Raw genomic sequence first — 26168 nt, 5'->3', positions numbered from 1 at the left:
GGCCTCTATTTTTATGCTCAAGCTTTGAGTAACTCACCACACGACTTTTGCAGTAATTGACGGCAACGCCAGGTGCCTAACAAAGCCACAATTACGGCGCCAGACAGTGGCGCTAATATCCACCAATCCCAATGCATATACACAACAAGCTCAAACACTTGGGTCTTTAACAGATACAAGGTGAATTCGGCCACAACCACAGCCATCACCCCGGCTATCAGCCCCAATAAGGCAAATTCTAGTGCGGTCGCCATGCGCAATAACCAGCCCGATGCGCCAAACGTCCTTAACACGGCAAGTTCGCGTTGGCGCGTTGCCATGCCCGCTTCCGTTTGCGCCACCATCACTAAACTACTGGCGAGCAATACCAGAACCAGCACTAAGGTGAGCGATAACGACACTTGGTCGATGATCTCACGCAACTGCTTAACCATGGCGCCCACATCAATAATCGACACGGTTGGAAAGCGTTTAATCAACTCAAGTACCAGATGCTTTTGACTGTCTTCAAGATAAAAGCTAGCCATGGAGGTATACGCAAAAGGCGCTAACGCCTCTTGGGTGAAAATCATAAAAAAGTTGGGCTGTAAGGTTTCCCAGTGCACCGCACGTATACTGGCAATGTTCACCGTGAACCTTTGATTATCTATTTCAAAAGTTAATGCATCACCTAAATCAACGCCCAAGCGTTCTGCGACGCCAGACTCAATTGATACCTCATCACTGTCTTGGTTAAATGTGCCCGATAACAGATCGTTATTAGGAGGTAAATTATCACGCCAGGTCAGGTTGAGCTCTCTGGATATTCCCACCCGGCCTTGATCGCCCGCATCGGCTTGAGCCGATGAAATCAAGTCTTCGCCATTGATCTGCACCAAACGTCCACGGATCACCGGATAAATATCGGTAGCCTTTATCGCATTTTGACTAAAGTACTCATTAAGGGCTTGCTGCTCATCAGGAGCAATATTGACTAAAAAGTAATTAGGTGACCCCTCTGGCAGCTGCTGTTGCCACTCATTGAGCAGGTCTTGACGCAACGCAATGATAGTCAACAAGAGTACTAACGCACTACTAAAGCCCACCAGTTGTACCGCATTCTGTTTTGCTCGACGGCGCAGACCTGCTAATGCCAATTGCATAGGATTGGTAGTTTTCATGCCTACGCTGTGACCAGCCCTGATAAGCACAAAACCAAAGAGACTCAGCAGTATTCCTAACAACAATACACCAGCAACAACTGTCATGGTCAGCGCAAGGCTTTGCGAATACAAATAACCTAACAAGGCCATGGCACCGACACTCAAAACTAGGTGTAACCACATGCCAAACTGCACGCCTTCAAGCTGCCGCTGCAGCACCCTTAATGGCGGAATCGATAACAAGCGCATCAGCGGATAAGCCGAAAACATAAACGCCGAAATAAGCCCGGTTGCTACGCCCAATAAAAGCGGCCGAGCCAAGGGTGCGTCATAGTCGGCAATCGCTTGAGGTAAATAAGCGGTTAACATTGCATCAAGCGCGAGCCCACCAAGTAGCCCTAAAATAATGCCTAAACTGGTGACAAGTAAGAGATGCACGCCAAATAACACGCGAATTTGCTGGCTCGATGCGCCGAAGGTTTTAAGCATAGCGACGACGTCAAAATGGCGCTGACAATAGCGCTGAGCCGCAATACCAATAGCGGCGCAGGCAAGTGCGATACCCAGTAAACTGGCCAAGAGTAAAAAACGCTCCGCCCGTTTAACCGCACTGGCAATGGGAGAATCCCCCGATTGCACATCGACCCAGCGTTGGCTGTTGTTAAGCAGCGGTTTAACGGCCTCTTCAAATGAGGTTAGCTTATCGGCATCGCCCGCAAACTGATGAATATAACTGACTCGGCTGCCTGGTTGAATCACCCCCGTTTTCCCCACGTCCTCGAGACGCATCAATACCACAGGTGACGAAGCAAAAGGATTAAAACCCGCATCGGGTAGACGCGCTATCTCGGCGCCCAGGTGAAATTCGGCATTACCAATCTCAAGTGAGCTGGGGTAACTTAATATGCCACCCAGACGCGTCTCATACCATAAGGTGTCTGCTTGCGGTAAGGTATTGGTCACGCCATCAATTAACTCGATTTGACCTTTTAACGGGTAATTTGAATCTACCGCACGGACGGTAACCAGCTGAAAATTATCGTTAGCAAACACCATGGAATTAAACTGCATGCTCTGAGCGTGCGCGAGCCCTAGGGTATCTGCTATAGCTAAAATCTCGCTGTCGATGGGCGTTGGCGAATTGATAATACGGTCGGCGGCAATAAATTTAGACGCCTGCCCATTGATGGCAATTTGTAATCGCTCGCTTACCCGTGCTAGCCCTGTGACTGATAATACTGCTAGGGTAATGGCTAAGATGATCAGCAGAAGTTGGCCCTGAAACAGCTCACGCTTAAATAACTTCCATGCAATGCGCATCTCCATTAACTTGCCTCCATCGATGCCAACTTATCTGACTCATGGGAAGCGGTTTGCAGCGTTTCATCTGGCTCAGTTAACACTCCTGCCTGCATAATAAATTGACGCTCACAGCGGTTAGCCAGCTGCAGATCATGGGTGACTAAAACCAAGGTCGTGTCACTATCACGGTTAAGTTCAAATAACATATCAGCGACCTTGTCGCTGTTGGCACCATCGAGATTACCCGTAGGCTCATCGGCAAACAGCACCTTAGGCTCGCAGATAAACGCCCGCGCAATCGCGACACGTTGTTGCTCTCCCCCCGATAACTGGTTAGGAAAATGGGTTAAACGATGACTTAAACCAACGCGCTCGAGCATAGCTTCGGCCTTTTCACGGGCACGCTCAACCCCTGATAACTCTGCCGGCAACATCACATTTTCTAATGCATTGAGGGTATCTACTAGCATAAACGATTGAAAAATAAAGCTAACCTTTTCCTTCCTCAACCTCGCTTTACCTTCTTCATCAAGACCGTGCAATGCGACACCATCGAGATATATCTCGCCAGACGTCGGTGAGTCCAATGCCGCCAGTAACCCAAGCAAGGTCGATTTACCCGATCCCGAGGGGCCGAGGATCGCCACACTCTCGCCTAACTTGACATCCATCTTGATGCCGTTGAGGATAGTAAGCTCTCCCTCTTGGGTAGCCACTGACTTAATGAGATTATTTACCGTGATAGCGCTATTGTCTGACATAAAATCCCTATTCATCCTTCGCTTAAATGTTGTGTTGCGACTGCTCGGCCTCGGCCTAATGCTCAATATGACCCCTGTCCATGCTAGCCCAATCTTGATACTAGGTGATAGCCTAAGTGCCAGTTATGGTATGGAGCAAGATCAAGGTTGGGTGCATCTGTTGCAACAAAAAATGCCCGATAAAACCATAGTCAATGGCTCTGTCAGCGGAGAAACCTCCGCAGGCGGCCTTCGTCGGTTACCAGGGCTGCTGAAATCAGTTAAGCCCAAACTGGTGCTTATCGAACTCGGTGGTAACGACGGTCTGCGCGGTTTTTCACCCAAGCAGCTAAAGACTAATCTTGCCGAAATGATCAGCCTGAGTAAACAAGCAGGCGCTAAAGTGCTATTAAGTGAGGTCATGGTACCACCTAACTATGGACCGCGTTACGCCAAAATATTTACTCAAGTTTATCAAGACTTAGCCAAGGAGCATCAAGTGACTTTAATGCCCTTTTTTATGACAGATATTGCCATACACCCTCACCTCATGCAGGCCGATGGTATCCATCCTAACCAAGCTGCTCAACCGCAGATTGCCGACTTTGTGCAGCCTTGGCTGTTAGATACGCAGCCCGCGTCGCTTTAGGATCAACCCTATGGCGTGTGTTGACGCTATGGTTAATCGTAGGGAGACTAAACCTCCCTACCTCTAAAGAGATAAATTGCACATCCCCCTCCTGATATTCGCCTCGCCGTAAATAGAGCCGATCCGCTGGATTATAAATACCGCTAACCATCTATTTTAATTATGTAAAAATGCGATGACTGAATAATAGTTACCACTTCTTTGCGGGGCAAATTGCCTACCACACCAAATGTTAATAAAATGTTGGCCAGATCTCATATTGAATATCTACGATGTCAGGGCAAGCTAGGACAGCTATAAGAAAAATAATGAGGAGAAACCATGTTCAACAACCGCCCTAAGTGGTTAATCACCACTCTCATTGCAGGTGCTGTCGCAATGTCACTTGCAGCCTGCTCTCAAGATGATGATACCCCTACAGTCACTGCGCCACCGACTGCCACCATTCCCGATGATCCTAGTGCAGGCTTTCCGGATGGTGCAATAATGATTGCTGCAGGTGATAACCTAACAACCCGAATTCAAGAAGCACTGATTAATGCACAAAGTAATGATGTGATTGTACTGCCAAAAGGCACCTTTAATATTGAGTCAACTTTGCTATTTGATGGTGATGTTGATGGCGATGGGGCTTATGCTAAAAACATTACGATTATGGGTTACGGTATGGAGGAAACCGTACTTAACTTTTCAGAATCAATAAGTGGTGACGGTATTTTTGTGCAAAATGCTGTCAACATTATCATCCAAGATCTATCGGTTAACGAAGCCAAAAATAATGGTATTAAACTCAAAAATACCAATGGCATCATACTACGGCGCCTCGCCACTATCTGGGAAGGTGCGCTAGACGAAAATAATGGCGCTTATGGCCTATACCCTGTTGAATGTGAAAATATTCTGATTGAAGATACCTATGTGCGAGGCAGTGCTGACGCTGGTATTTATGTTGGTCAATCTCAATATATCGTTGTGCGACGTAATATTGCCAAAGAAAATGTTGCGGGGATTGAAATCGAAAACTCTAAATACGCCGACGTTTACGATAATGAGGCCATGGGCAATACCGGCGGCATTCTGGTATTTGATTTACCCATTAATAACCATAGATATGGCTCAAGTGTCAGAATATTTAATAACAAAATATACGATAACAACACCCCCAATTTCGCCAACGCCTCAGCTAATCCGGCAGGTGTTCACATTGTTCCCCCAGGGACAGGGATAATCATTTTATCCACGAGTGATGTTGAAATTTTCAACAATCAAATAACGGATCATGACACGCTGGGGGTCACCATATCCAGTTTCTTCATTGCCGAGCCTGATATGGCCACTTTTGTTGGTAATTATGGTCAGCCGGGTCAGTCTATCGAAGATGGTTGGCGCGCGACCCCACGCAATATTTATCTGCATGATAACTTTATCAGCGAGTACGGGAGAAAACCCAACGGTTACTTGATTAATGACATCATCAAAGCTTATTTGTTCACTCATGGTGCCTTTCCAGGAGTACTTTATGATGGCCTTGGTGAACTCTTAGCCAATAATGGCAGCGCCGCTTATTTAGGCCTAAAAGAGATGCCCTTTGCTGACGATGGTAGCGATAATGTCTGCGCGAGTAACAATGGGGATGTCTCTTTCGGCCGTCTGTACGCTAACAGTAATACCGATATCAATATTGTGGATGTCTTATACGAAAGTAAACAAGCGGCATTAATGAACTGTGCTCAAGTGAGCCTTCCGGTCCACACGGTCACTTTTGGTGATCAAATCTTCGGTTGCGGCGTTGACGATAGCGTCGCAGGTTGTGATGGCGGAGTCTTAATCGGCGGCGGGGGCTCCATAGGTGAAGGTGAAGCGGACTTAATCGGCGATGGCGATTTAAGCTTATGTCAGTCGAACGATAGCGGAGTCAATTGGAGCGCGCTGTTAGCCTCTAACTGCCCTAATTTATCTGACTACAACTTATTTGCCGATCCGAGTGATCCAACAACAGGAGCAAACTCTGAGGGCCTGCCATATGATCTTAATACCGAGCTATTTACTGACTATTCCAGTAAGTACCGTTTTGTTTTCGTCCCAGAGGGGTTATTTGCTAGCTATTCTGCCAACGAAAGCATGGATTTCCCCGTGGGAACCGTGATAGCCAAAACCTTTGCCCTACCAGCTGATACCGCTCAACGTGGGGTCGATAATGAGAGCTTAGTTGAGACCCGCTTACTGATTAGACGCGCGTCAGGTTGGTCAGCCTTACCATATGTGTATAACGCCGAGCAAAATGATGCGATTTTAGCTAAAGCGGGTGCCATTCAAGCCAAACAGCTCATTCACAAAGGCGAAAACTTAAGCTTTGACTATGTGGTGCCGAGCATGAATCAATGTAAGCAATGTCATCAATTTAAAGCCGATGATACCAGTCAGGCAGTGTTTGTCCCTATAGGTCCTAAAGCTCGTCACCTCAATAAAGATTATGTTTATAGTGATGGCAATATGAATCAGTTGTTAAAATGGCAGTCAGCGGGCATTTTACAAGGTGTACCTGAGATAAATAGCATAGCTAAGGTACCATCATTTAACGACGGAGATGAGTTGGATTTAACCAGCCTCTCTGATGCCGAATTAATGCATAAAGCTAAGGGCTACCTAGATATTAACTGCGCTCATTGTCACCGCCCAGAAGGCAATGCCTCTAATACCGGACTAAAGCTTGAGTTTTGGCGAGCTTACGACGAAGACAGTGGATATGCACACGGTACCTGTAAATCACCAGTGGCTTATGGAGGCGGCACGCTAAGCTACGATATCGTACCGGGCAGCGCTGAAACCTCAATCCTCCATTTTAGGATGCATAGCACCACACCAGGCGATCGCATGCCAGAGATTGGCCGCAGTCTATCTCATGCCGAAGGTAGTGCTTTGATTGCACAGTGGATTAATCGTTTACCTCGTGCAAGTTGCTCACTGTAACACGCTAAAACCGTAAGGCTGCCTTGTGGCAGCCTTACTTCACTACAGCAATACACTCGGTCAATTCAGTTCTAATGATAACTAAAGCTGACGCTTAAAATACCCTGGAGGGTAACCCAACCAATGCTTAAAGCTTTGTCGAAAATGACTGACTTCTCCAAATCCCATCAATTCAGCTATTTCCTGCGTACTGCAATCTCCCTGCACGATTAACGCAATTGCGGTTTGGCAACGTACTTGGTCAATCAATTTCTGATAACTGGTGCCCGCCAATGCTAACCGTCGCCTAAGGGTTCGTGCCGAAACATTGTGTATTGTGGCCATTTGTTGCAGTTTGGGGGTATCCGGAAAGCCACGCTTTAACTCACATAATATTGACTCGATAAAAGAAGGTGTCGCCACGTAATTACGTTCAAAAGAGATAGCATGAAAATCAAAGCATATGGGCAGCGCGAGTTGCTGTCGATTAATAGACCATTCATAAAACGGGCTGTTATATCGCACATTGGCCTGAGTATAGTGTGGTAAAAAATCGCAGCTCGAATGAGTAACTTGTTTATCGACTAAACACAGTTGCTCCAGCACTATCGGCTGTAAAGTCAGTTGCCGTGCGATGGCGAGCATCGAACAAACACTATTTAAAAACTGTAATCTAAAGTGTCCTCTAGCAATTTTAGCGGTATTTAACCAGCGTAATGACAATACTTGCTTACCATTACCCAGTAAGGTATCAGAGACACTGCCCACCAACTGCGGAGACGAAATCACAAAATTTAAACAATCACCTAAGGTCGCACACGTCGATAAATGATGCAAGATATAGCCCAGATCCTGTAAGCGACAACTTGCCCCTAATTTCGCTCCTAACTCGAGATTGGCATCTAACTGACTTAAATAAGCCATGGCGTAATCCACCTGCCATACCGACACAAATTGCATTTGTGACACTTCACTTAAACCAATACCAATCTCTTGGCATAACCGCATCTGGTGCCTTTCACCATAATATTGTGCGACAAACATCAGTAAATTACGAAGTTCATATGCGGGGTAAGGTTGATCGCCAACCATGAGTGTTGCTTCAAAGCGTCGGGGAAAGTTCATAGAGTTAGCGTACTTTTATTCATTACCGGCTCTTTATCAACTGAGCACTAAATTAGTGTTTATTATTTATATAAGAATAAACCAGCAATGAACACCACCATTAACCAAAACTTAACAATTAAACATTAACGCTATTGCGATCAAGACAGAGAACCAATAAAAAACCCGCCTTAAGCGGGTCTTAAAATATGCCGAGAAGTGATCAACTCATTGGTTGATTTTTTTCAGCCATACGATTAAAAATGGCATTTACACAGAGCGATGCACCATGGGCAATTTTATCTGCCAACTTTTTCTTCAATCGATAGCGCACTTTAATTACGGTTTTATCTTTAGCCAGATTCATAATCACATCATCGCTAGTAGATAACGCATCGATTAATCCTAATGCTATGGCTTGCTGACCATACCAATGCTCACCCGTCGCCACTTTATCAAGATCAAGTTTAGGGCGGTATTTCGCGATAAACCCTTTAAATAATACATGGGTTTCTTCTAGTTCTTGCTGAAACTTTTCACGTCCCTCATCGGTGTTTTCCCCAAAAAGAGTCAAGGTTCGTTTAAAGTCACCCGCTGTATGTTGCTCATAATCGATATCATGCTTTTTCAGTAAGCGATTAAAATTAGGAATTTGAGCAACCACACCAATAGAGCCTACGATAGCAAACGGTGCTGCGTAAATCTTATCGGCAACGCACGCCATCATGTAACCACCACTGGCAGCGACTTTATCCACACAGATAGTGAGCGGGATATTTGCACTGCGCAATCGATCTAGCTGACTGGATGCCAAACCGTAACCGTGGACCATACCACCGCCGCTTTCCACATTCACTACCACCTCATCGCCAGCTTCGGCAATGGTTAAAATAGCGCTGATCTCTTCACGCAGTGATGCCACTTCACTGGCGTCAAGACTGCCTTTAAAGTCAATGACAAATACCCTAGGATCTACCTGTGTATCAGCATGGTTTTTTTCCGCCTTTTCTTTTGCTTTATCTTGCGCCTTACATTGCTTTTCGTAAGCCTTAAACTGCTTCTTTGACAGCAGCTCTTCTTTTAAATCGTGCTTTAATGACTGTAACTCTTCAGACAAATTAGTCAGTTTTAATTCGCCTTTATCTGCTTTCTGTTTAATCGCAGACGCCAATATCACCACCACTACCGCGATAATGGCGATAACGATAGTGACTGCCTTGGCAAGGAATAATCCATACTCGTACAAAAAATCCAAAATAAACTCCGTTTGAGGCTCTATTACTACCCTAAAAATGTGGCCGTTATTCTATCAGTACTACTTTGAATAACAAATGCAGTGATAAAAAAAACCCAGCATATGCTGGGCTTTTTATCTAATTATTCAAATCGCTACTGAGCGGCAACTGGGCACGGTTGAATCACCGACGCATCTTGAATTAAGATAGACGCCTGCTGCTTACCGGCCGTTAAGGCGAAAGTGGCAACTTGCTGCTGCATCTCTGCCGTTGCAGCGCCCGCTTTACCATCTGTGACACCAGGGATCTCACTTGGGCTGATGATAGAGCTATGATGACCCTTACTAAAGCGCACCGCACCCGAGCCAGCAGTGGTCGTATCGACACACTCAAGACCGAGACTTGCGATTAACGGCTCTGTACCTGAAACAGGGAAGTTCTCAACGCTATTGGGTAATACTTGATCCGGTAAGTTGCTACCATCACCTGCAATTTCAATTAAATGAACCGGCAAACCTGTCGCCTTTAACGCTGCGGCGTGGTTAATTGGATCCATGCCATCCACCGCTGTTTGTACAGCAAACGCAAACGTCGGCAGGAACTGTGCGTATACCGCCTGAACAAGCGCTGCATATTCAGGCGAACCTGGTTCATAGTTGGTGCTCTTATTGGCTTCATCCACTAAAGTTTGGAACGTTTCAGTGGCAGTAACATTGTTAAACAGTACTGGACCAAAAGTCGCTGAACCGATAAAGGTACCAGCAACACCACCCGCTGGCGCAACGAGCGATACCGCATTGAGCTTATGTACATAGCTTAAATCGGCACCATTTTCTGGGTGCGTTAAACCTGTGCTGGCATAGGTGGCAAAGTCAGTACCGACTATCGCCCCAAGACTCAAGCCTTGCGCGCTAATTTTAGTAATGTCGAACTTCTGTGGCATCTGCGCAGCGGCTAGGCCGCCCGCTAATCCGGTCAATGCCGCACGAAGACCTAAATGATCGACAGTCGCTTGTCTGAAATTATCTCTGACCGACAAGGTACTGCCGATGTTGATAAAGACTAGTGGACTTGCATTTGTAAATGCATCTGGCGTCCCGACAACGGCACCATATGACGGGTCTGTCGCCGATACTTCATAGGTACCATCGCCATCAGCATCAAATGAACGCGCACCGTGCAGCGGCATATCGATAGCAATAGTCGCAACGCCCATGGCGGCATAGCTTCCGGCATAGGCAAGTGACATCTCTTTACCCCCGCCTAAGCCATGCATGGCAATTGTTGTCGGCCAACCAGCAGTAGGAGCAGTAAAGGGTAAACCTTGTGCGGTATAAAAAGCGGCTAATCTCTCTGCATTTGGCATAGAGATAAGTACAGGTACAGTTTCACTCCCCGTTGGTGCTGGGATCGGATTAAATTTAGTCAAATGCTTGGCTTTATCGGCGGCAGTGCCATCATCGAGCAGCCACGTTTTACCTGCCAGCAACGCTGGGTTAGCCAATCCTTGACTCGGATCGATACCGTGTGCCACCGCTTGTGCGCCAAAGTTTTGCTGACTCATTGTGCCAGATTGAAGCGCTAGCAGTACCGAGACAGGGCTATCGCCTAATGCTTTCCAATAGCCATTCCTGCCAGCGCTCCATTCATCATCGATACTACCAGCACACCTTACAGAATTACACTGCCCATAAGTTGGCAACGTCAGCTGTGCGACATACACATCGGCAAGGTTCGATACGACATAAGCAGGACCATCGGCTTCCGTCAAACCAGCAGCCTCTGCCACGGTAAGGCCTAACGGATGTGGCATGGGGACTGTCATCGAAGGAGCAAATGGAGAACCTTCTTGTAACATCAATAACTTAGTGGTCTCATAGACATCACTGATCGCTTGAGTGGTAAACAAAGCAGAATAACTGATGCTTGAAGAGTCAACACCGTGGGCAGCGGCAATGCCTTTTTCATAACTATTAACTAAACCTTGTAGCATTAACTGCTCAGGTGTCTCTAACGGCTTGGTTTCAATATCAAGCTTTAACAAGCCGTAAGTCGAAGATGGCGCAAGCGCACGGCCCTCTGAATCGTGTACCAGATTGGTGGTAGCATAAATATAAGATTGATTGGCTTTAAGTGGTTTAAGCGGAATAACGGCAATGGTGCTACCCGATGTGGTTGTGACAAAATCAATACCAAATTGCAGCTCATCGCCCACTTTACAGGCCGATGCTGAAGCTGCCGCTTGGCATTCGGGATCGGTTGAAAGTGGCCCGCCGACCGTCGCTTCAAACAATCGCACAGCGCCAGGCTGAGCAACAGAGGCGGCATCTAATGTCAGCGCTTCGCCTTCACTGTTAGTCGCCAGAGCAACATTAATCGAAATTGGCGAGGTGGTAGACCAACCATCCAATGCCCCTAGCGCTATTGTGGGATCAGTGTAATCACCTTTCGCCTCACTTGGCGCATCGGGATCTGAACTTTTAGGAATAGTGATGGTACCATCGAGCGTACCACTAAAGAGCAGATCGTTAGGTAACGGCACTGCCCCATTGGCCGGATCAAATACTATTGTTGATTGAGGAGTCAACGGTTCGGTCTTATCCGCTAATTGCTCAACACTATCCTCGCTACAACCTGTCATTCCTAACGCGGATGCTATTGCGACACCCAAAAAGAGTCTTTTCATCTTTTTTCCCCAAATCTTGTTGTAATAATTTTGTTTTCCCCAAAAATTGGTCACAATAGTCTTCCTTGCGTGACCCGTAGGACTTTTTCAGCCCCTATCTCAGCTCAAGTTAACGTAAAATTATTGAGTTAGCTACATTTTTGTCACAACAAGGGGGTGCTAGAAAAGGTCGCAACTTAATCGTTTGTTTTAAACAACTGTTTTTGACTGTAATAAATCATAGAAATGGCGGGTAATTCCGCTAATAGGAAAAATTAACTCATGTTGGAATATCAGGCAGCAAAAGATTTACTTAAAGATAAAACCATATTGGTTACTGGTGCAGGTGATGGCATTGGACGCGCCGCTGCACTGGCATACGCTGAGCATGGCGCCACGGTGATCTTATTAGGCAAAACGGTCAAAAAGCTTGAAGCCGTATATGATCAAATTGAACAAGCCGGTTACCCAACACCTGCTATTGTGCCATTAGATTTAAAAGGCGCTACTGAGCAAAACTATATCGATATGGCCGAAACCATAGAACAGCAATTTGGCCACCTAGATGGTTTACTGCACAATGCCAGCTTATTAGGTGTGTTAGGGCCATTTGAGCATATCTCACTCGATTCGGTAAGAGATGTATTGCAAGTCAACGTGGTTGCCGAGATCATGATGACCAAGGCATTATTACCCGTGATGAAGAAAGCACCATCGGCATCGCTCATTTTTACCTCAAGCAGTGTTGGCCGTCAGGGCCGCGCATTTTGGGGCGAATATGCTATTTCAAAATTCGCCACTGAAGGCATGATGCAATCCATTGCCCATGAATACCAAGGGACTTCCCTGCGCGCCAATAGCATCAACCCTGGGGCGACTCGCACAGGTATGCGGGCCAACGCCTACCCAGCAGAAAACCCACAAACCTTGAAAACCCCAGAAGAGCTCATGCCAACCTACTTATACCTAATGGGTGATGACTCTAGTGACATTACAGGCCAGCAATTTAACGCCCAATAGCCTGATTGAATTATAAAAAAAGGGAAGCTTGCGCTTCCCTTTTCTATGCATCAACTATAAAAATTATCTATTCATATTTGCGCATCACTAAAGTGGCATTAGTGCCACCGAAGCCAAAGCTATTACTCATAATAGTATTAAGCTCCGCCTCACGATATTCAGTCACAATCGGCATGCCTTTAGCTTTTTCATCGACGTTATCGATATTGATGCTCGGCGCAATAAAGCCGCTTTCCATCATGATAAGACTATAGATCGCTTCATGAACACCTGCTGCACCCAGAGCATGCCCCGTCAGTGACTTAGTAGAAGCTATCGGTGGAAGCTTATCACCAAAGGTTTCGGCTAATGCTTCTAGTTCACGCATGTCACCTACTGGTGTCGACGTACCATGGGTATTGATATAATCGATAGGGGTATCGACATCGGCAAGCGCCATTTGCATACAACGCACTGCACCTTCGCCTGATGGCGCAACCATGTCATAACCATCTGATGATGCGCCGTAACCCACCACTTCGGCATAAATTTTTGCACCGCGCGCTAGTGCATGCTCAAGTTCTTCAACGACCACGATTCCGCCACCGCCAGAGATAACAAAACCATCACGGTCAGCATCATAAGTGCGAGAGGCTTTTTCTGGGCAATCGTTATACTTAGTCGATAGAGCGCCCATGGCGTCAAAGCCCATGGTCAAAGTCCAATCAACCTCTTCTGCACCACCAGCAAACACCATATCTTGTTTGCCCATCTGAATAAGCTCAACCGCATGACCAATACAGTGCGCACTGGTAGCACAGGCAGAACTAATCGAATAGTTCATGCCTTTAATTTTGAATGGAGTAGCAAGACAAGCGCTAGCCGTGCTCGACATAATACGTGGCACAATGTAAGGACCAACGCGCTTAACGCCTTTTTCACGCAGGGTATCGGCAGCTTGTACCTGGTTGGCCGATGATGCGCCGCCCGTACCTGCGATAATACCAACTCGATGATGTGAGTATTGCTCTTCTGTTAGCCCTGCATCATTAATCGCTTGCTCCATGGCAATGTACGCATAAGCTGCGGCATCGCCCATAAAACGTAATGCTTTACGATCGATATGTTCTTTAGGGTCTAACTTAATGTCGCCCCAAACATGGCTACGAAGCTTCATTTCTTCAAACTGATCTGAGTGGGTGATCCCACTACGACCTGCTTTAAGTGACTCGGTGACTTCTTGCTTGTTATTACCAATACTTGAAACTATGCCAAGTCCGGTGATCACGACTCTTTTCATTATTTACTGTCCATTCCGTACGTTTAGTACCAATTTTGCTGGGCCAATAGTAGCGCTTTTAACGCAATTAAGTGGTCAGCTTTCCATAAAGGCAGGTAAAATAATGCCTAATATCATCGTCAGAGTAAAATCATTGGCTAACGAACCTGAAAATAAAACCCCAATTTGTGTAAACAAAAGTGTCATTGATTCTATTTTGGCACACCTTTATCCTGCAGCACACCGACCTATGATGTTGGGTATCATAGGTCCTGGCCTTGAATCTGTCATCAAACAGTTGCTCAGCCATATCGGCCATTCACCTCAACAAAGCCCATTAAGACTGCACTACTTTGTTGCACAGGCGAGTGATTTAAGCTCCCTTGCACAGCAATGCCAACCATTTGATACTATTGTACAGCAGCTTGATGACATCAGCATGTCGGCAGTGGCTGGCTGTCATCGGGTTATTGGCTTCAATGGTGCCTTATCGATAGATGTGCACATAGACCAAACCGTACAAGCATTAAAACAACTCGCTACTGCTGAGCAAACCTTTGGTGCGTGGATGTTCAGCAAAGCTCAAGCTTCTCAATTAGATCACCCGCTAGCATGGCAGCTCGCGAGATTATCCGATGATGACGCAAGCGTAATACTGGCGGCTTCCCCCAATGAATCACTCAGTGCCTCGGTGCAGCAACAGCTGAGTAACGTCACCCAGCTTTGCGGCTTTCGTTTATTACAGTGGCCGTTAGAACCGCTCAGTGAAATGACTCTGCTTAACCATCCCGATCCGGTCAGTCTCGATATTGCTAAAAAAGAGCGCGCCGCATTACGTTACCAGCAGCAACAAACCTTTGCCTATAATCCGCTAAAAAGTGCCACAGACGGTAATACCGCCATTATCGGCGGCGGCGTGGCCAGTGGCTGCTTGGCCTTATCACTTGCCGAGCGCGGCCAGGCACTGACGCTATTTTGCATGGATAACGCCCCAGGCCAACAGGCCTCAGGCAATAAACAAGGGGCAATCTATCCGCTACTGACACCAGAAGATGGGCCATTGAGCCAGTTTTTTCTGCAAGGATACCTGTTTAGTCGCCAGCGGATTAATGCCCTCGTTAAGCAAGGATACAAGATTAATCATGATTTTTGCGGTGTCTTGCAAACAGGCCATGATGATCGCAGTGCCAAGCGCTTGCATAAAATCATCACCGCCAGAGCCTGGGCTGATACCATAGCTAAGCCTCTTACTGGCGCCCAAGCCAGCACTATCGCAGGGATAGAGATAGGCATAGACGCTATCTATTACCCCTTGGGGGGCTGGGTTAACCCACAGCAACTAACCACCACAGCCATAGAAAAAGCCACAACACTGAGTGATGTGACATGCCACTTTAATACCCAAGTGACCGCCATTGAACGGCGTGATAATCAGTGGTACATCAATGCACAAGTGGGTAATAAGCAACAAGCGTTTGGGCCATTTGCCAACCTAGTTCTGGCCAATGGTCGCCACTTAACCGATTTTTCGCAAACCGCACAACTTCCGATCAGCGGCTTTAGGGGACAAGTTAGCCATATTCCATCACGTTTTGCGCTTAAAAAGCTCACTACGGTACTGTGCTCTCACGGCTACCTAACGCCAGCCCATGACGAACTGCATTGCACTGGGGCTAGCTATATTAAAGATCCCGATAACCTTGATTACAGTGTGACCGAACAGCTGGATAACTTAGATAAAATACGCACCAGCTACCAAACTGACTGGACTAAAGATGTCGATATTAGCGGCCATAGCGCCCGCGTAGGAGTGCGTATGGTGACCCGAGATCACGCCCCTATGATGGGCTGCGCGCCAGATTATGATGCCATCATCGACGCCTACCAAACCCAGCAACACACTAAATCGAGCGCGCAGTATTGGCAACATACCCAGGCACCGATCCACGATGGACTCTTTATATTAGGAGGACTGGGCTCGCGCGGTCTGACCTCGGGCCCGTTAGCGGCAGAGTTGCTGGCAGCGCAAATGTGCGGCGAATTGATCCCAACCACGACACCCATTCTAGGCTTGTTGAATCCCAACCGGATGTGGATGAGAAAATTGATTAAAGGCAAAGCACTGATGTGACATCAGGTTACTTATATAAGCTATAAGCAAGCAAATATGTAAGTAAGCAAGAACGATGATTGCTGAAGCTGCGGATATTATTGAAAGATATGTGGGACGGATATTAATGGTAATTGATTACGTAAGGCTAAATAAGCTTGCTATGCAACATGGCTACAATAAAACAGATAGGGCCTAAGTTAACAATTAAGGTGAACGATTAAGCGTGTGCTAAAAGTTAAATCACCTGAACGCTGCCCTATGACTAACGTTTAACGTTCGTCATAGGGCAAAGATTGAGTATGAGCTTAGCTTATAACGTGGCGTTGGGTTTCACTTTGACGCGATTATTGGTATCGCGACTTTGACGGATCAACTCATCGCTGCCAGTGGGCTCACCTTTAGCTAACCTGTCGTATAACAGCACATTGACTGACGATGCTAAGTTCATGCACCCCACAGTGGGCATATAAACCACCGCATCGGCGCGATCAATCAGATACTGATCAATCGTGCCATCTTCGGGGCCAAACAGATAAATGGCTTTATTAGGGTGCTTAAATTCAGGCAGCGGAATAGCCCCTTCGACTAAATCAACGCAGATCACTTGCGTATCGACATCAAGCCCCTCCAGTAGACATTCGACACCCGTTAAGGGGATCGTTAATCCCGCACCTTTGGTATCGGTATTGTATTGCTCACCACGATGCTTGGCTGCGAGTGCATAACGTTTACCCGTATAAGTGACGGCATCGGCGCGGTAACAGCCTGCGGCGCGCATAACGCCACCCACATTAGTGGGGCTTTTGGGATTAACTAACCCTATCGTCACAAACGAATCGCATGGCATGATCACTGTGCTTCCAAGCTGGCAATTTTTGCGCTTAATTCATCCCAAGCACCTTGCACTAATAAAAAGTCAGCTGGCGCGAGCTCCGTTTTAGCGGTTTCCAAACAAACCTGCATCTTGTCATCTAGTGCTTGATGGTCTTGCTCTGCTTGAACTTCTAACTGCGACAACACCACGGCAAAATGGCCTTGCAAATAACCACTGGCAAACAGTTGATCGTCATCGCCCTGCGCTACTTTTGTTGCAATCCATTGATCTAATGCTTGTTCGTACTGCTCTAACATGGTTTCTCCAATCAATTAACAGTGTATTGCCGCTTAACTTATCTTGGGACAAGATCAGGGTTGTCCACCTGATACATGACATAATCGCGGTATCCCGTGACGACTTTAAAATAGCCGCACAATTCGGCGTCGAGTTCTGGGTCGCCACTATCCACAATTAAGGGGCGTCCTTCAAGTGCTTTTAGTTTAGTTTTTGTGGCTAAGATAATAATATTCTCTTTACCAACGGCGCGGATAAGCCGACTCGACAGCTGTTGGTTACCGCGGCCTAAAATATGGCCTTGTCCGCCGATGAGGGTGATCACCAATTTACATTGCCTATCTTGGGTCAATTCAAGCAGCTCGCTGGCGGTTAAATCGCTACCAACCAACTGACGGTGCGCGATCAGATCGACCCCAAGCAGCGTATTCGCTAAGCCCAGCTCTTGCATAACCGCAGCCACAGTACTGCCAGAACCCATGATAAAAAGCTCATCTTCCATCTGCTCTATTACGTGTGCAGCAATATCGCTAAGCACTAGCTCATCGACCTCTTTACCGCCCATTTTTACGGCTTGGATATAGCGTGGCTCCGCTGGGACTAACATTTCACCAAAGCGGCGCGCCTTTACCGTCCCCTGCCGAAAAGCCACTTCGTCAATATCCATCACATCACCCGTCATTAAGCTGACCAACTCGCCGTCTAATAGCAACTTGATCACCATGCCAGAAGCGTGGGGAGTAATACCATAAACGCCCGAGTGTATTTTGACCCCTGCAGGTACGCCGAGCACTGGCAAGGTCTCATCAACCACGGCAAAGATATCCCGAGCGGTACCATCGCCACCCGCAAACAGCAGCAGATCGACCCCAGAGGCTTGTATGGCTCTGACCGCATCTTGGGTATCTCGCGCCTCTGTCTCTACTGCGCTGTGATATGCCACTTGATGGTTAAAGCCCAATTGCAGCGCGACCTCTTCGCCCATACCACCAGAGGCGGTGATCAGCTCCACTTTATCTCGATAAGGTAAAATCACCTCTAATGCTTGAGCCAGACGCAAATGCGCTTTAGGCTCAGCGCCGCGAGCCATCGCCTCAGCCGCCACGCCATCACTGCCCTTTAAGGCAACACTGCCCCCAAGTCCAGCCAGAGGGTTAATGATAACCCCCAAGCGAAATGTGTTACTCATCAAACGGTTCTCCCTGTTTTATACTTTGCACTAATTTGATTGGCTTTCGCCTTAGGCGTTCGCAGTCTTCGGGTTACTCGAATTAAGATTAGGAATACATAATACCGCTAACATAGATAAGCCAGCGCACGCGGCGGCAACCGCCCAACTAAGCCACGCTTGCGAACCATCACCCCAAATAAAGCCACATAACCAGGTGCCCAATGCGCCGCCCACGCCAAAGCTAAGGCTGGCATACAGAGCTTGGCCCTTACTGCGGTGACGAATATCAAATTTTTGGTGCACAAACTGAATCGACGCCGCGTGCACTAAGCCAAAGGTAAAGGCATGCAAAAGTTGGCTCACGCCAAGCCAGAACATATTGCCAACACAAAAAGCCATCAATAACCAACGCACAGCACTAAAGCCAACACTGACCACCAATAATGTCTTCACCCCGTAACGCCCCATGAGTCGCGGCGCAAACATAAACATCACAATTTCAGCCAGCACTCCCAGCGCAACATACACGCCAGCGGTGGATTCGCTATAACCGACCTGCTTGAGATACAGCACAAAAAAGCCATAAAAAGGCCCGGCGCTCATTTGCAGTAACAGTGCCGACACCAAAAACCAAAAAATTCCCTTATCGATTTTAAGGGGTTCAACCGAGGTCAGTTTGTCCACCATTACTCGAGTGTTAGGCAGTGACAATGAACAACCCAGCAGACATAAAAACAAGCCCAGCCCGACAAAAGGAAGAATTTCGGTGCCAAAATAGCTGATACCAAAACCCACACTGACCACGAACACCAGATAACCAACACTGCCAAAACTGCGGATTTTACCGTATTTACTGGTGTTTTCGCCCAAGGTTTCTAGCGTGATCACTTCTAACTGCGCCAAAATAGCATTCCAGAAGAAGGTGTAAATACTGAGACTAATAGCAAGGTAGACAAAACCACCGTGATAGAAAAAGCTTAAAAACGCCACCGCGGAGCAGCCCGCCCCAAGCTTAACCAGTTGACCACGCATGCCGGTTTTATCGGCGACCATGGCCCATACATTGGGGGCGATAATACGGGTGGCCATTAAAATCGCCAATAAGAAGCCAATTTCTTGCGCCTCAAAGCCGCGATGTTCAAAAAACACGCCAAGATAAGGGACTAATACCCCGAGAATAGCGAAGAAGAAAAAATAACAAGCGCTGATCCAGCGCAAGGAGTGAAAAGTATCTGCTTGTTGCATGTGTTAGGCTCAATCAACTCATTAATTATCTGATGTACAACAAAAGAAGGCACATACTATGTGCCCTCTTTTACGTCACTGATTGAGATTATCTCATCCCAATAACCGGGGTTTCGCTGTGTACATCGGCATTTTGTGCACGGTGACGTAACAGGTGATCCATAAGTACAATGGCCAACATCGCTTCGGCAATGGGCACGGCGCGGATCCCGACACACGGGTCGTGTCGCCCTTTGGTCACCACCTCAGACTCTTCACCTTGTACCGTCATGCTCTCGCCCGGCACACTGATGCTGGATGTGGGTTTCATGGCTATATGGGCCACTATCGGCTGACCCGAAGAGATCCCTCCCAAGATGCCACCGGCATGATTAGATGCAAAACCTTGAGGTGACATTAAGTCACGATGCTCGGAGCCTTTTTGATTAACCACCTCAAAACCATCGCCAATCTCGACGCCTTTTACCGCGTTGATCCCCATTAATGCATGTGCAATGTCGGCATCGAGTCGATCAAATACCGGTTCACCCAGACCAACGGGAACATTGGTTGCGACGACTGAAACTTTAGCGCCAATCGAATCACCGCTCTTTTTCAAATCACGCATGTAATCATCAAGGGCGACTAACTTATCGGCATCAGGAAAGAAAAACGCATTTTGCTCGACCTGAGCTAAATCGACTTTGTCAGCCACAATCGGTCCTAACGCGCTGAGATAACCGTGAATGTCGATACCATGCACTTGCTTTAAATACTTTTTAGCAACGGCGCCAGCAGCAACACGCATGGCCGTTTCACGTGCCGATGAACGTCCCCCACCGCGGTAATCCCGCAGGCCATATTTTTGCTGATAGGTATAATCAGCATGTCCTGGACGAAACTGATCTTTAATGTTGGAGTAATCTTGACTGCGTTGATCGGTATTTTGAATCACTAAACCAATCGAAGTGCCTGTGGTTTTCCCTTCAAACACCCCTGAGAGAATTTGCACTTCGTCGGCTTCACGTCGTGCAGTGGTATAGCGAGATGTTCCGGGGCGGCGACGGTCAAGATCGTGTTGCATATCGGCTTCATTGAGCGTCAATCCCGGAGGGCATCCGTCAATAATACACCCCAATGCCTTACCATGGCTTTCACCAAATGTAGTCACTACAAAATTTTGACCAATACTGTTTCCCGACATCTGCTTTATTCACCTCAATGTTATTAGACGTTTTCAAGCCTAGCCTAATGGTTAATTACCCAATAGGCTGACTTATCCCTAAACCCACAAATGGCTATTATTCACTATCTTTGTAGATGGCGAACAGTGATTCATTTTCAACTAGCTGATCATGAGTCAAAACAAATACCCCATCACCGCCATTTTCAAAGTTCACCCAGGTAAACGGGACTTCGGGGAATTGCTCGATAAGGTGCACCATAGAATTACCTACTTCAACCACTAACAGGCCATCTTCGGTGAGGTAGTCTAGAGCATTGGCTAGAATGCGCTTGGTTAAATCTAGGCCATCGCGCCCCGACGCTAACCCTAGCTCTGGTTCGTGATGGTATTCATCTGGCATATCACCAATATCTTCAGCATCGACATAAGGCGGATTAGAAACAATCAGATCGTATTGCGGCCCTTTAGGGATAGCACTAAAGAGATCCGACTCGATCGGAAACACCCTGTCCATCACACCTAAGGTTTCAATGTTAATCTGTGCCACTTCTAGTGCGTCGGCGCTGATATCAAGTGCATCGACCTCGGCGTCTTCAAACTCATAAGCACAGGCGATGGCAATACAAGCACTGCCGGTACATAGGTCAAGAATACGGTTAACTGGTTTGTTATAAAGCCAAGGGCTAAAGCGGTTAGCTATCATTTCGGCAATTGGCGAGCGCGGGACTAATACCCGCTCATCGACATAAAACTCAAGCCCTGCGAAATGAGCTTTATTGGTCAGGTAAGGAACAGGTAAACGTTCACGTACGCGACGTATGATCAGCTCAACAATTTTATGTTTTTCGCTGCTGGTCAAATTAGAATGGATGACCTGTTGGCCTATCTCTTCAGGAAGGTGTAGTGCATGAAACACTAATGCAATGGCTTCATCCCATGCGTTGTCGGTTCCGTGACCATAATAGATGTTAGCATCATTAAAACGGCTCACAGCCCAACGTAACATGTCACCTATGGTGCGTAATTCGGTTACCGCTTCATCAACAAAAATCTTATCCAAAACATACTCCAGCTAGATAGTTCGACCTCATTGTAACTGAACTCTATTCATATGGCATCGGATTCAATAAAATAGCCCCATGAATAAAGAAAAAGATGAAGGTCAGGCGCTATTTTCGGCCCTGACCCAAGGCATAACGCCGCTTAAACAAGATAAGCGTCATTTTTCGACGCCACAAAAAACCAAGCGGGAAGTGGAAGCCAAAACCACAGAACTGCATGCCGACAGCTATTTTTCAGATACTTACCAACCATACCTGCCTACCGAAGGTGCAATGCGGTGGGCGCGCGATGATGTCGACAGCTTTGAAGTCAAGCGACTACGCCGCGGTGACTATCAACCCGAACTGTTATTAGACCTCCATGGCATGCGCCAATCTGAGGCCAAATTAGAACTCGCTGCCCTGCTGCAAGCTTGCATAAAACAACATTGCCCATGCTGCTGCGTTATGCATGGACATGGCACAGGCGTATTAAAACAAAATATCCCCATGTGGCTGGCACAGCATCCACATGTAAAGGCATTCCATAAAGCCCCTAAAGAGTGGGGCGGCGATGCCGCACTACTGGTGTTAGTCGATGTTGGCGAGCGTCATGAATAGGATTAGCTCAGCAAAAAGGACGCTTCAAGCGTCCTTTTTAATACATATCTCTGATAAATCCTAACTCGCCATTTTTAACGTCACTAACTCACAGTGTGAGGCGTGTTTTGCCAGGAGAGCGATGCCCTTTCACCGTGCTTGTCTATTAAGGTGATCCCTGAGGTTGCAAATAACGGTGGCTCGATACCGGGCACTAACTCACTGACCATATAACCAAGCAAAGGCATGTGAGCAATCACTAGCACATTATCGGCCTTATACAACTCACCATAAGCCAAAACAGTCTCGACCGCGCGCAGTGGATCGGCTGATGGGGTTAAATCATCGAGTACTTGCCAATGCCTTGGTTCAGGAAAGTGCTTACTCACTTCTTGCCAAGTTTGCTGAGCGCGCAAATAGGGGCTAACCAAGACTAAATCAACATCTGTGACACGCCGGGCTAACCAATTACTCATTAATTCGGTTTGGTGGCGCCCAGCATCGGTCAATACCCGTTCCCGATCGGAATGTGCATTGTACCCAGCGTCCCCATGACGCATCAAAAAAAGCTGCATACTACTTCTCGCTACAATATATTTTTTATTCTTCTCGGCAATTGTAGCGTTAAAGTCAACCGTAACACACCTAAAGTCTGTTAATAATTAGTCGAATAGGCAATAAGGTATTTGCCAAAGTTGTTTTTCGAGACCACTATGTAGGCTTACTGTTTTATTTACCCTTTTGCGAGCAACCTCTTTTTAGCGTGTTGCCATATAAGGTTGGAGCCGCTCAATTGCCAACGTCAACTTGTATCACTCAAAGCCCCAACGATCATCGCCAGTATCGCTATGTGCAACTTAGCAATCGATTAAGGGTACTTTTAGTTGAAGATTGGCAAACCAACCAAGGTGCCGCCTCTATGGCGGTGAATGTGGGCCACTTTGATGATCCTAGTGCACGTCCGGGTATGGCACACTTTTTAGAACACATGCTCTTTCTTGGCACCGAAAAATACCCAGATTCGGGCGAGTATCATGCTTTTATTAACCAGCATGGTGGCAGTAACAATGCATGGACAGGAACCGAGCAAACCAACTTCTTTTATTCAATCGATGCCGACGCTTTTGAAGAGTCACTCGACCGCTTTAGCCAGTTTTTTATCGCGCCTTGCTTTAATCTCGACTTGGTTGACCGTGAGCGACACGCTATTGAATCTGAATTTAGCCTAAAACTGAAAGACGATATTCGCCGTGTGTATCAAGTGCAAAAAGAAACGGTAAATCCAGCTCATCCATTTAGTAAATTTTCCGTGGGTAATTTACAAACCTTATCAGGCAGCCAACAAACATTACGTGACGAATTAGTGGCATTTTATCAGCAGCACTACAGCGCAAATTTAATGACCCTTTGCTTAGTCGCGCCCTTACCTATTGATACATTAGCCCAATTAGCTAAGTGTTACTTTTCATCCATTGTTAATCATGATTTGCATAAACACTATCCTGAAACACCGCTCTATCAAGCATCACAATTAGGCCAACAGATAAACATAGTGCCACTTAAGGAGCAGCGCCGAGTCGCGATTACTTTTGCGCTGCCCGCCATTGACTGCTTTTATAAAAGCAAACCCCTTACGTTTATCAGCCATTTATTGGGTTACGAGGGTAAAGGCAGTTTACTCAGTTATTTAAAAAGTCAGGATTTGGCAGCAAACCTCTCGGCCGGCGGCGGTGTTAGTGGCTATAACTTTAAAGATTACAACATCAGTATTCAGTTAACCGATAAGGGGCTGGCGCAACTCGATGATGTCATTCAAGCGACATTTGAATACTTAACCCTCATCAAACATAGTGGCTTAACCTCGTGGCGCTACCAAGAACGGGCTAATCTCTTAACCCTGGCGTTTAAGTACCAAGAACAGATAAAAGCACTCGACTTAGCGAGTCATCTCAGTATTAACATGCACCATTATGATGTGGAAGATATCGTTTATGGTGATTACCGCATGGATGGCCTCAATATCGCAGAAACCCAAGCCTTACTGGCATTAATGACACCCGATAACCTGCGCATTCAGCTTATCTCGCCAGAACTAGACACAGACAGGCAAGCGGCGTGGTATCACTCCCCCTATCAAATCAAACCCATTGATAAAGCCCGTTTAACGCCATGGTACAACCCCACGATCAGGCAGGAGCTTAGCCTTCCTGAAGTCAATCCTTTTATTATTGCCGACTCAGTCGCCAGAGATGAAAAAAGCGCACACAGTGTGCCTGTGATTGTCTGCCAAGAAAATGGCTATCGAATTTGGCATCGAAAAGACGATGAATTTAATGTCCCCAAAGGACATATCTACCTATCACTAGACTCACAACAAGCGACCGCCACTCCCCGTCATGCTGCGCTGACACGCTTATATGTTGAAATGCTGTTGGATTATTTAACAGAATACACTTACCCTGCCGAAGTGGCGGGGCTAAGCTATCATATTTACCCCCACCAAGGCGGTATAACACTGCATCTAACCGGATTTACCGGCAAACAAGAGGCGCTGCTAGCCTTATTAATCAGCAAAGCCAGAGAGCGCAATTTTACCCAAGAACGCTTCAAGCAAATTAAGAAGCAAGTATTACGCAGCTGGTACAATCAAAGCCGTGCCAAACCTATCTCGCAATTATTTACCAGCTTAACGGTTACACTCCAACGACGCAGCTATGAACCACTTCGCATGGCTGAAGAGTTAGAAAAACTCACCTTAGGTGATCTGCATGAGCATATCAGTCGCTTCTACGAGAAAATGCATTTAGAAGGATTAGTCTATGGTGATTGGTTAACGAAAGAAGCTAAAGCCCTAGGTAAACGACTCGACCATATTTTGTCACTCGTCTCATCCCCTAGCGGCGAGTCTGAGCGCGAACTGATTAACCTTGAAAATGTCGGTACCCTCATCAGAGAGGTCCCTGTCGCTCATCAAGATAGTAGTATCATCGTTTACTATCAATCGACACAAGCATCGACGTTAAACATGGCACTATTTAGCTTGCTAAACCACACGATGTCATCAACCTTCTTTCATGAACTGCGTACTAAACGTCAATTGGGTTACATGGTCGGTACCGGCTACTTACCACTAAATCGCTACCCTGGCATGATTTTCTATATTCAATCACCAACAACAGGGCCGCTGCAACTGCTGGAAGCCATTGATGAGTTTATCGCTGATTTTAATTATGCGGTGATGCAGATAACAAATACCCAGTGGGAACTCACCAAACAAGGCTTAATTAGTCAAATAATGGAACACGATCCCAACTTAAAAACCCGTGGCCAACGTTACTGGTCCAGTATCGGTAATAAAGATTATCAATTTAATCAACGGGAGCTCGTCGTCGAGCAATTAAAACAACTGACTCGTGCTGACTTAATCAAATTTATGATGCAAACAATGCGCACCAAACATTGTGATCGCCTTGTACTGTTTACCACGGGCGAGCAACATCGAAATCAGGAACCACTCAACTCCGACAATATGATCACGGACCTGCGCTCATTTAAACAGCAAGCACCCAAATTTAGTTATTAAAACTAGCCAACACATCGAGGTTAATCGTTATCTTAGGCTGCCAACCTTCTGATCAAATCGATAAGATACACGCAAC

19 protein-coding genes are annotated in these 26168 nt (G+C 46.7%); 6 read left to right on the top strand and 13 right to left on the bottom strand.

From position 1 onward, the window contains the following. Nucleotides 1-17: 17 nt before the first annotated feature. Together AC5YB1_RS08550 and AC5YB1_RS08545 are read right to left on the bottom strand one after the other, a co-directional pair. Complete coding sequence (locus AC5YB1_RS08550) at nucleotides 18-2468, bottom strand: ABC transporter permease (RefSeq protein ID WP_494521482.1); 2451 nt, start codon at nucleotides 2466-2468, stop codon at nucleotides 18-20. Beyond that, complete coding sequence (locus AC5YB1_RS08545; RefSeq protein WP_494521481.1) at nucleotides 2468-3205, bottom strand: ABC transporter ATP-binding protein; 738 nt, start codon at nucleotides 3203-3205, stop codon at nucleotides 2468-2470. The genes AC5YB1_RS08550 and AC5YB1_RS08545 overlap by 1 nt, the downstream gene beginning before the upstream one ends. Before the next feature lie 58 nt (nucleotides 3206-3263). Between AC5YB1_RS08545 and AC5YB1_RS08540 the strand changes: the two genes are divergently transcribed. After that, nucleotides 3264-3833 (top strand): arylesterase, encoded by a 570-nt coding sequence (locus AC5YB1_RS08540; protein WP_494521480.1) that lies wholly within the window; start codon nucleotides 3264-3266, stop codon nucleotides 3831-3833. A gap of 321 nt (nucleotides 3834-4154) precedes the next feature. Then, complete coding sequence (locus AC5YB1_RS08535) at nucleotides 4155-6803, top strand: parallel beta-helix domain-containing protein (protein WP_494521479.1); 2649 nt, start codon at nucleotides 4155-4157, stop codon at nucleotides 6801-6803. 81 nt (nucleotides 6804-6884) lie between these two features. Here the strand turns inward: AC5YB1_RS08535 and AC5YB1_RS08530 are convergent, their stop codons facing one another. From AC5YB1_RS08530 to AC5YB1_RS08520, 3 genes are all read right to left on the bottom strand, one after another. Further along, the gene (locus AC5YB1_RS08530) at nucleotides 6885-7907 is read right to left on the bottom strand and encodes an AraC family transcriptional regulator (RefSeq protein WP_494521478.1); all 1023 of its coding nucleotides are present in this window, start codon (nucleotides 7905-7907) and stop codon (nucleotides 6885-6887) included. Nucleotides 7908-8109: 202 nt separating this feature from the next. Beyond that, nucleotides 8110-9141, bottom strand: a complete 1032-nt coding sequence (gene sohB / locus AC5YB1_RS08525; protein WP_494521477.1) for a protease SohB — start codon at nucleotides 9139-9141, stop codon at nucleotides 8110-8112. A 134-nt stretch (nucleotides 9142-9275) separates the two neighbouring features. Next, nucleotides 9276-11807, bottom strand: a complete 2532-nt coding sequence (locus AC5YB1_RS08520) for a VolA/Pla-1 family phospholipase (RefSeq protein ID WP_494521476.1) — start codon at nucleotides 11805-11807, stop codon at nucleotides 9276-9278. 261 nt (nucleotides 11808-12068) lie between these two features. Here AC5YB1_RS08520 and AC5YB1_RS08515 point away from each other — a divergent pair, with 261 nt between their 5' ends. Further along, on the top strand, nucleotides 12069-12806 hold the full coding sequence (locus AC5YB1_RS08515) for a YciK family oxidoreductase (RefSeq protein ID WP_494521475.1): 738 nt from the start codon (nucleotides 12069-12071) through the stop codon (nucleotides 12804-12806). Between the two features lie 67 nt (nucleotides 12807-12873). Here AC5YB1_RS08515 and fabB read toward each other — a convergent pair whose 3' ends face one another. Beyond that, nucleotides 12874-14085 (bottom strand): beta-ketoacyl-ACP synthase I, encoded by a 1212-nt coding sequence (gene fabB / locus AC5YB1_RS08510; protein WP_494521474.1) that lies wholly within the window; start codon nucleotides 14083-14085, stop codon nucleotides 12874-12876. 103 nt (nucleotides 14086-14188) lie between these two features. On the opposite strand from fabB, the gene mnmC1 reads away from it, so the two are divergent. Further along, entirely contained in the window at nucleotides 14189-16195 is a 2007-nt protein-coding gene (gene mnmC1 / locus AC5YB1_RS08505) for an FAD-dependent 5-carboxymethylaminomethyl-2-thiouridine(34) oxidoreductase MnmC1 (RefSeq protein ID WP_494521473.1), read from the top strand. Nucleotides 16196-16487: 292 nt separating this feature from the next. On the opposite strand, the gene AC5YB1_RS08500 is transcribed toward mnmC1, so the two are convergent. The 6 genes from AC5YB1_RS08500 to prmB all read right to left on the bottom strand — a co-directional run bounded on the left by AC5YB1_RS08500 (nucleotide 16488) and on the right by prmB (nucleotide 21929). Further along, nucleotides 16488-17024: an RNA methyltransferase gene (locus AC5YB1_RS08500; RefSeq protein ID WP_475516997.1), complete on the bottom strand. Its 537-nt coding sequence runs from the start codon at nucleotides 17022-17024 to the stop codon at nucleotides 16488-16490. Nucleotides 17025-17026: 2 nt separating this feature from the next. Next, nucleotides 17027-17308 carry a YfcL family protein gene (locus tag AC5YB1_RS08495; RefSeq protein WP_475514233.1) on the bottom strand — a complete coding sequence of 94 codons (282 nt, stop codon included), beginning with the start codon at nucleotides 17306-17308 and terminating at the stop codon, nucleotides 17027-17029. Nucleotides 17309-17346: 38 nt separating this feature from the next. After that, on the bottom strand, nucleotides 17347-18477 hold the full coding sequence (locus tag AC5YB1_RS08490) for an ATP-NAD kinase family protein (RefSeq protein WP_494521472.1): 1131 nt from the start codon (nucleotides 18475-18477) through the stop codon (nucleotides 17347-17349). Nucleotides 18478-18528: 51 nt separating this feature from the next. Next, nucleotides 18529-19704 carry an MFS transporter gene (locus AC5YB1_RS08485; protein WP_119979106.1) on the bottom strand — a complete coding sequence of 392 codons (1176 nt, stop codon included), beginning with the start codon at nucleotides 19702-19704 and terminating at the stop codon, nucleotides 18529-18531. A gap of 88 nt (nucleotides 19705-19792) precedes the next feature. Further along, the gene (gene aroC, locus AC5YB1_RS08480; protein WP_475514236.1) at nucleotides 19793-20887 is read right to left on the bottom strand and encodes a chorismate synthase; all 1095 of its coding nucleotides are present in this window, start codon (nucleotides 20885-20887) and stop codon (nucleotides 19793-19795) included. Nucleotides 20888-20984: 97 nt separating this feature from the next. Next, nucleotides 20985-21929 carry a 50S ribosomal protein L3 N(5)-glutamine methyltransferase gene (gene prmB / locus AC5YB1_RS08475; protein WP_494521471.1) on the bottom strand — a complete coding sequence of 315 codons (945 nt, stop codon included), beginning with the start codon at nucleotides 21927-21929 and terminating at the stop codon, nucleotides 20985-20987. 79 nt (nucleotides 21930-22008) lie between these two features. Between prmB and smrB the strand changes: the two genes are divergently transcribed. Beyond that, on the top strand, nucleotides 22009-22530 hold the full coding sequence (smrB, locus tag AC5YB1_RS08470) for an endonuclease SmrB (protein ID WP_494521470.1): 522 nt from the start codon (nucleotides 22009-22011) through the stop codon (nucleotides 22528-22530). 83 nt (nucleotides 22531-22613) lie between these two features. Here the strand turns inward: smrB and sixA are convergent, their stop codons facing one another. Then, entirely contained in the window at nucleotides 22614-23084 is a 471-nt protein-coding gene (gene sixA / locus AC5YB1_RS08465) for a phosphohistidine phosphatase SixA (protein ID WP_494521469.1), read from the bottom strand. 218 nt (nucleotides 23085-23302) lie between these two features. On the opposite strand from sixA, the gene AC5YB1_RS08460 reads away from it, so the two are divergent. Continuing rightward, complete coding sequence (locus tag AC5YB1_RS08460; RefSeq protein WP_494521468.1) at nucleotides 23303-26092, top strand: insulinase family protein; 2790 nt, start codon at nucleotides 23303-23305, stop codon at nucleotides 26090-26092. Nucleotides 26093-26168 lie beyond the last annotated feature (76 nt).

Source organism: Shewanella sp. 433 (assembly GCF_059338565.1).
The sequence above is the reverse complement of the archived record's forward strand: the minus strand, read 5'-3'. Positions and strand labels throughout refer to the sequence as shown.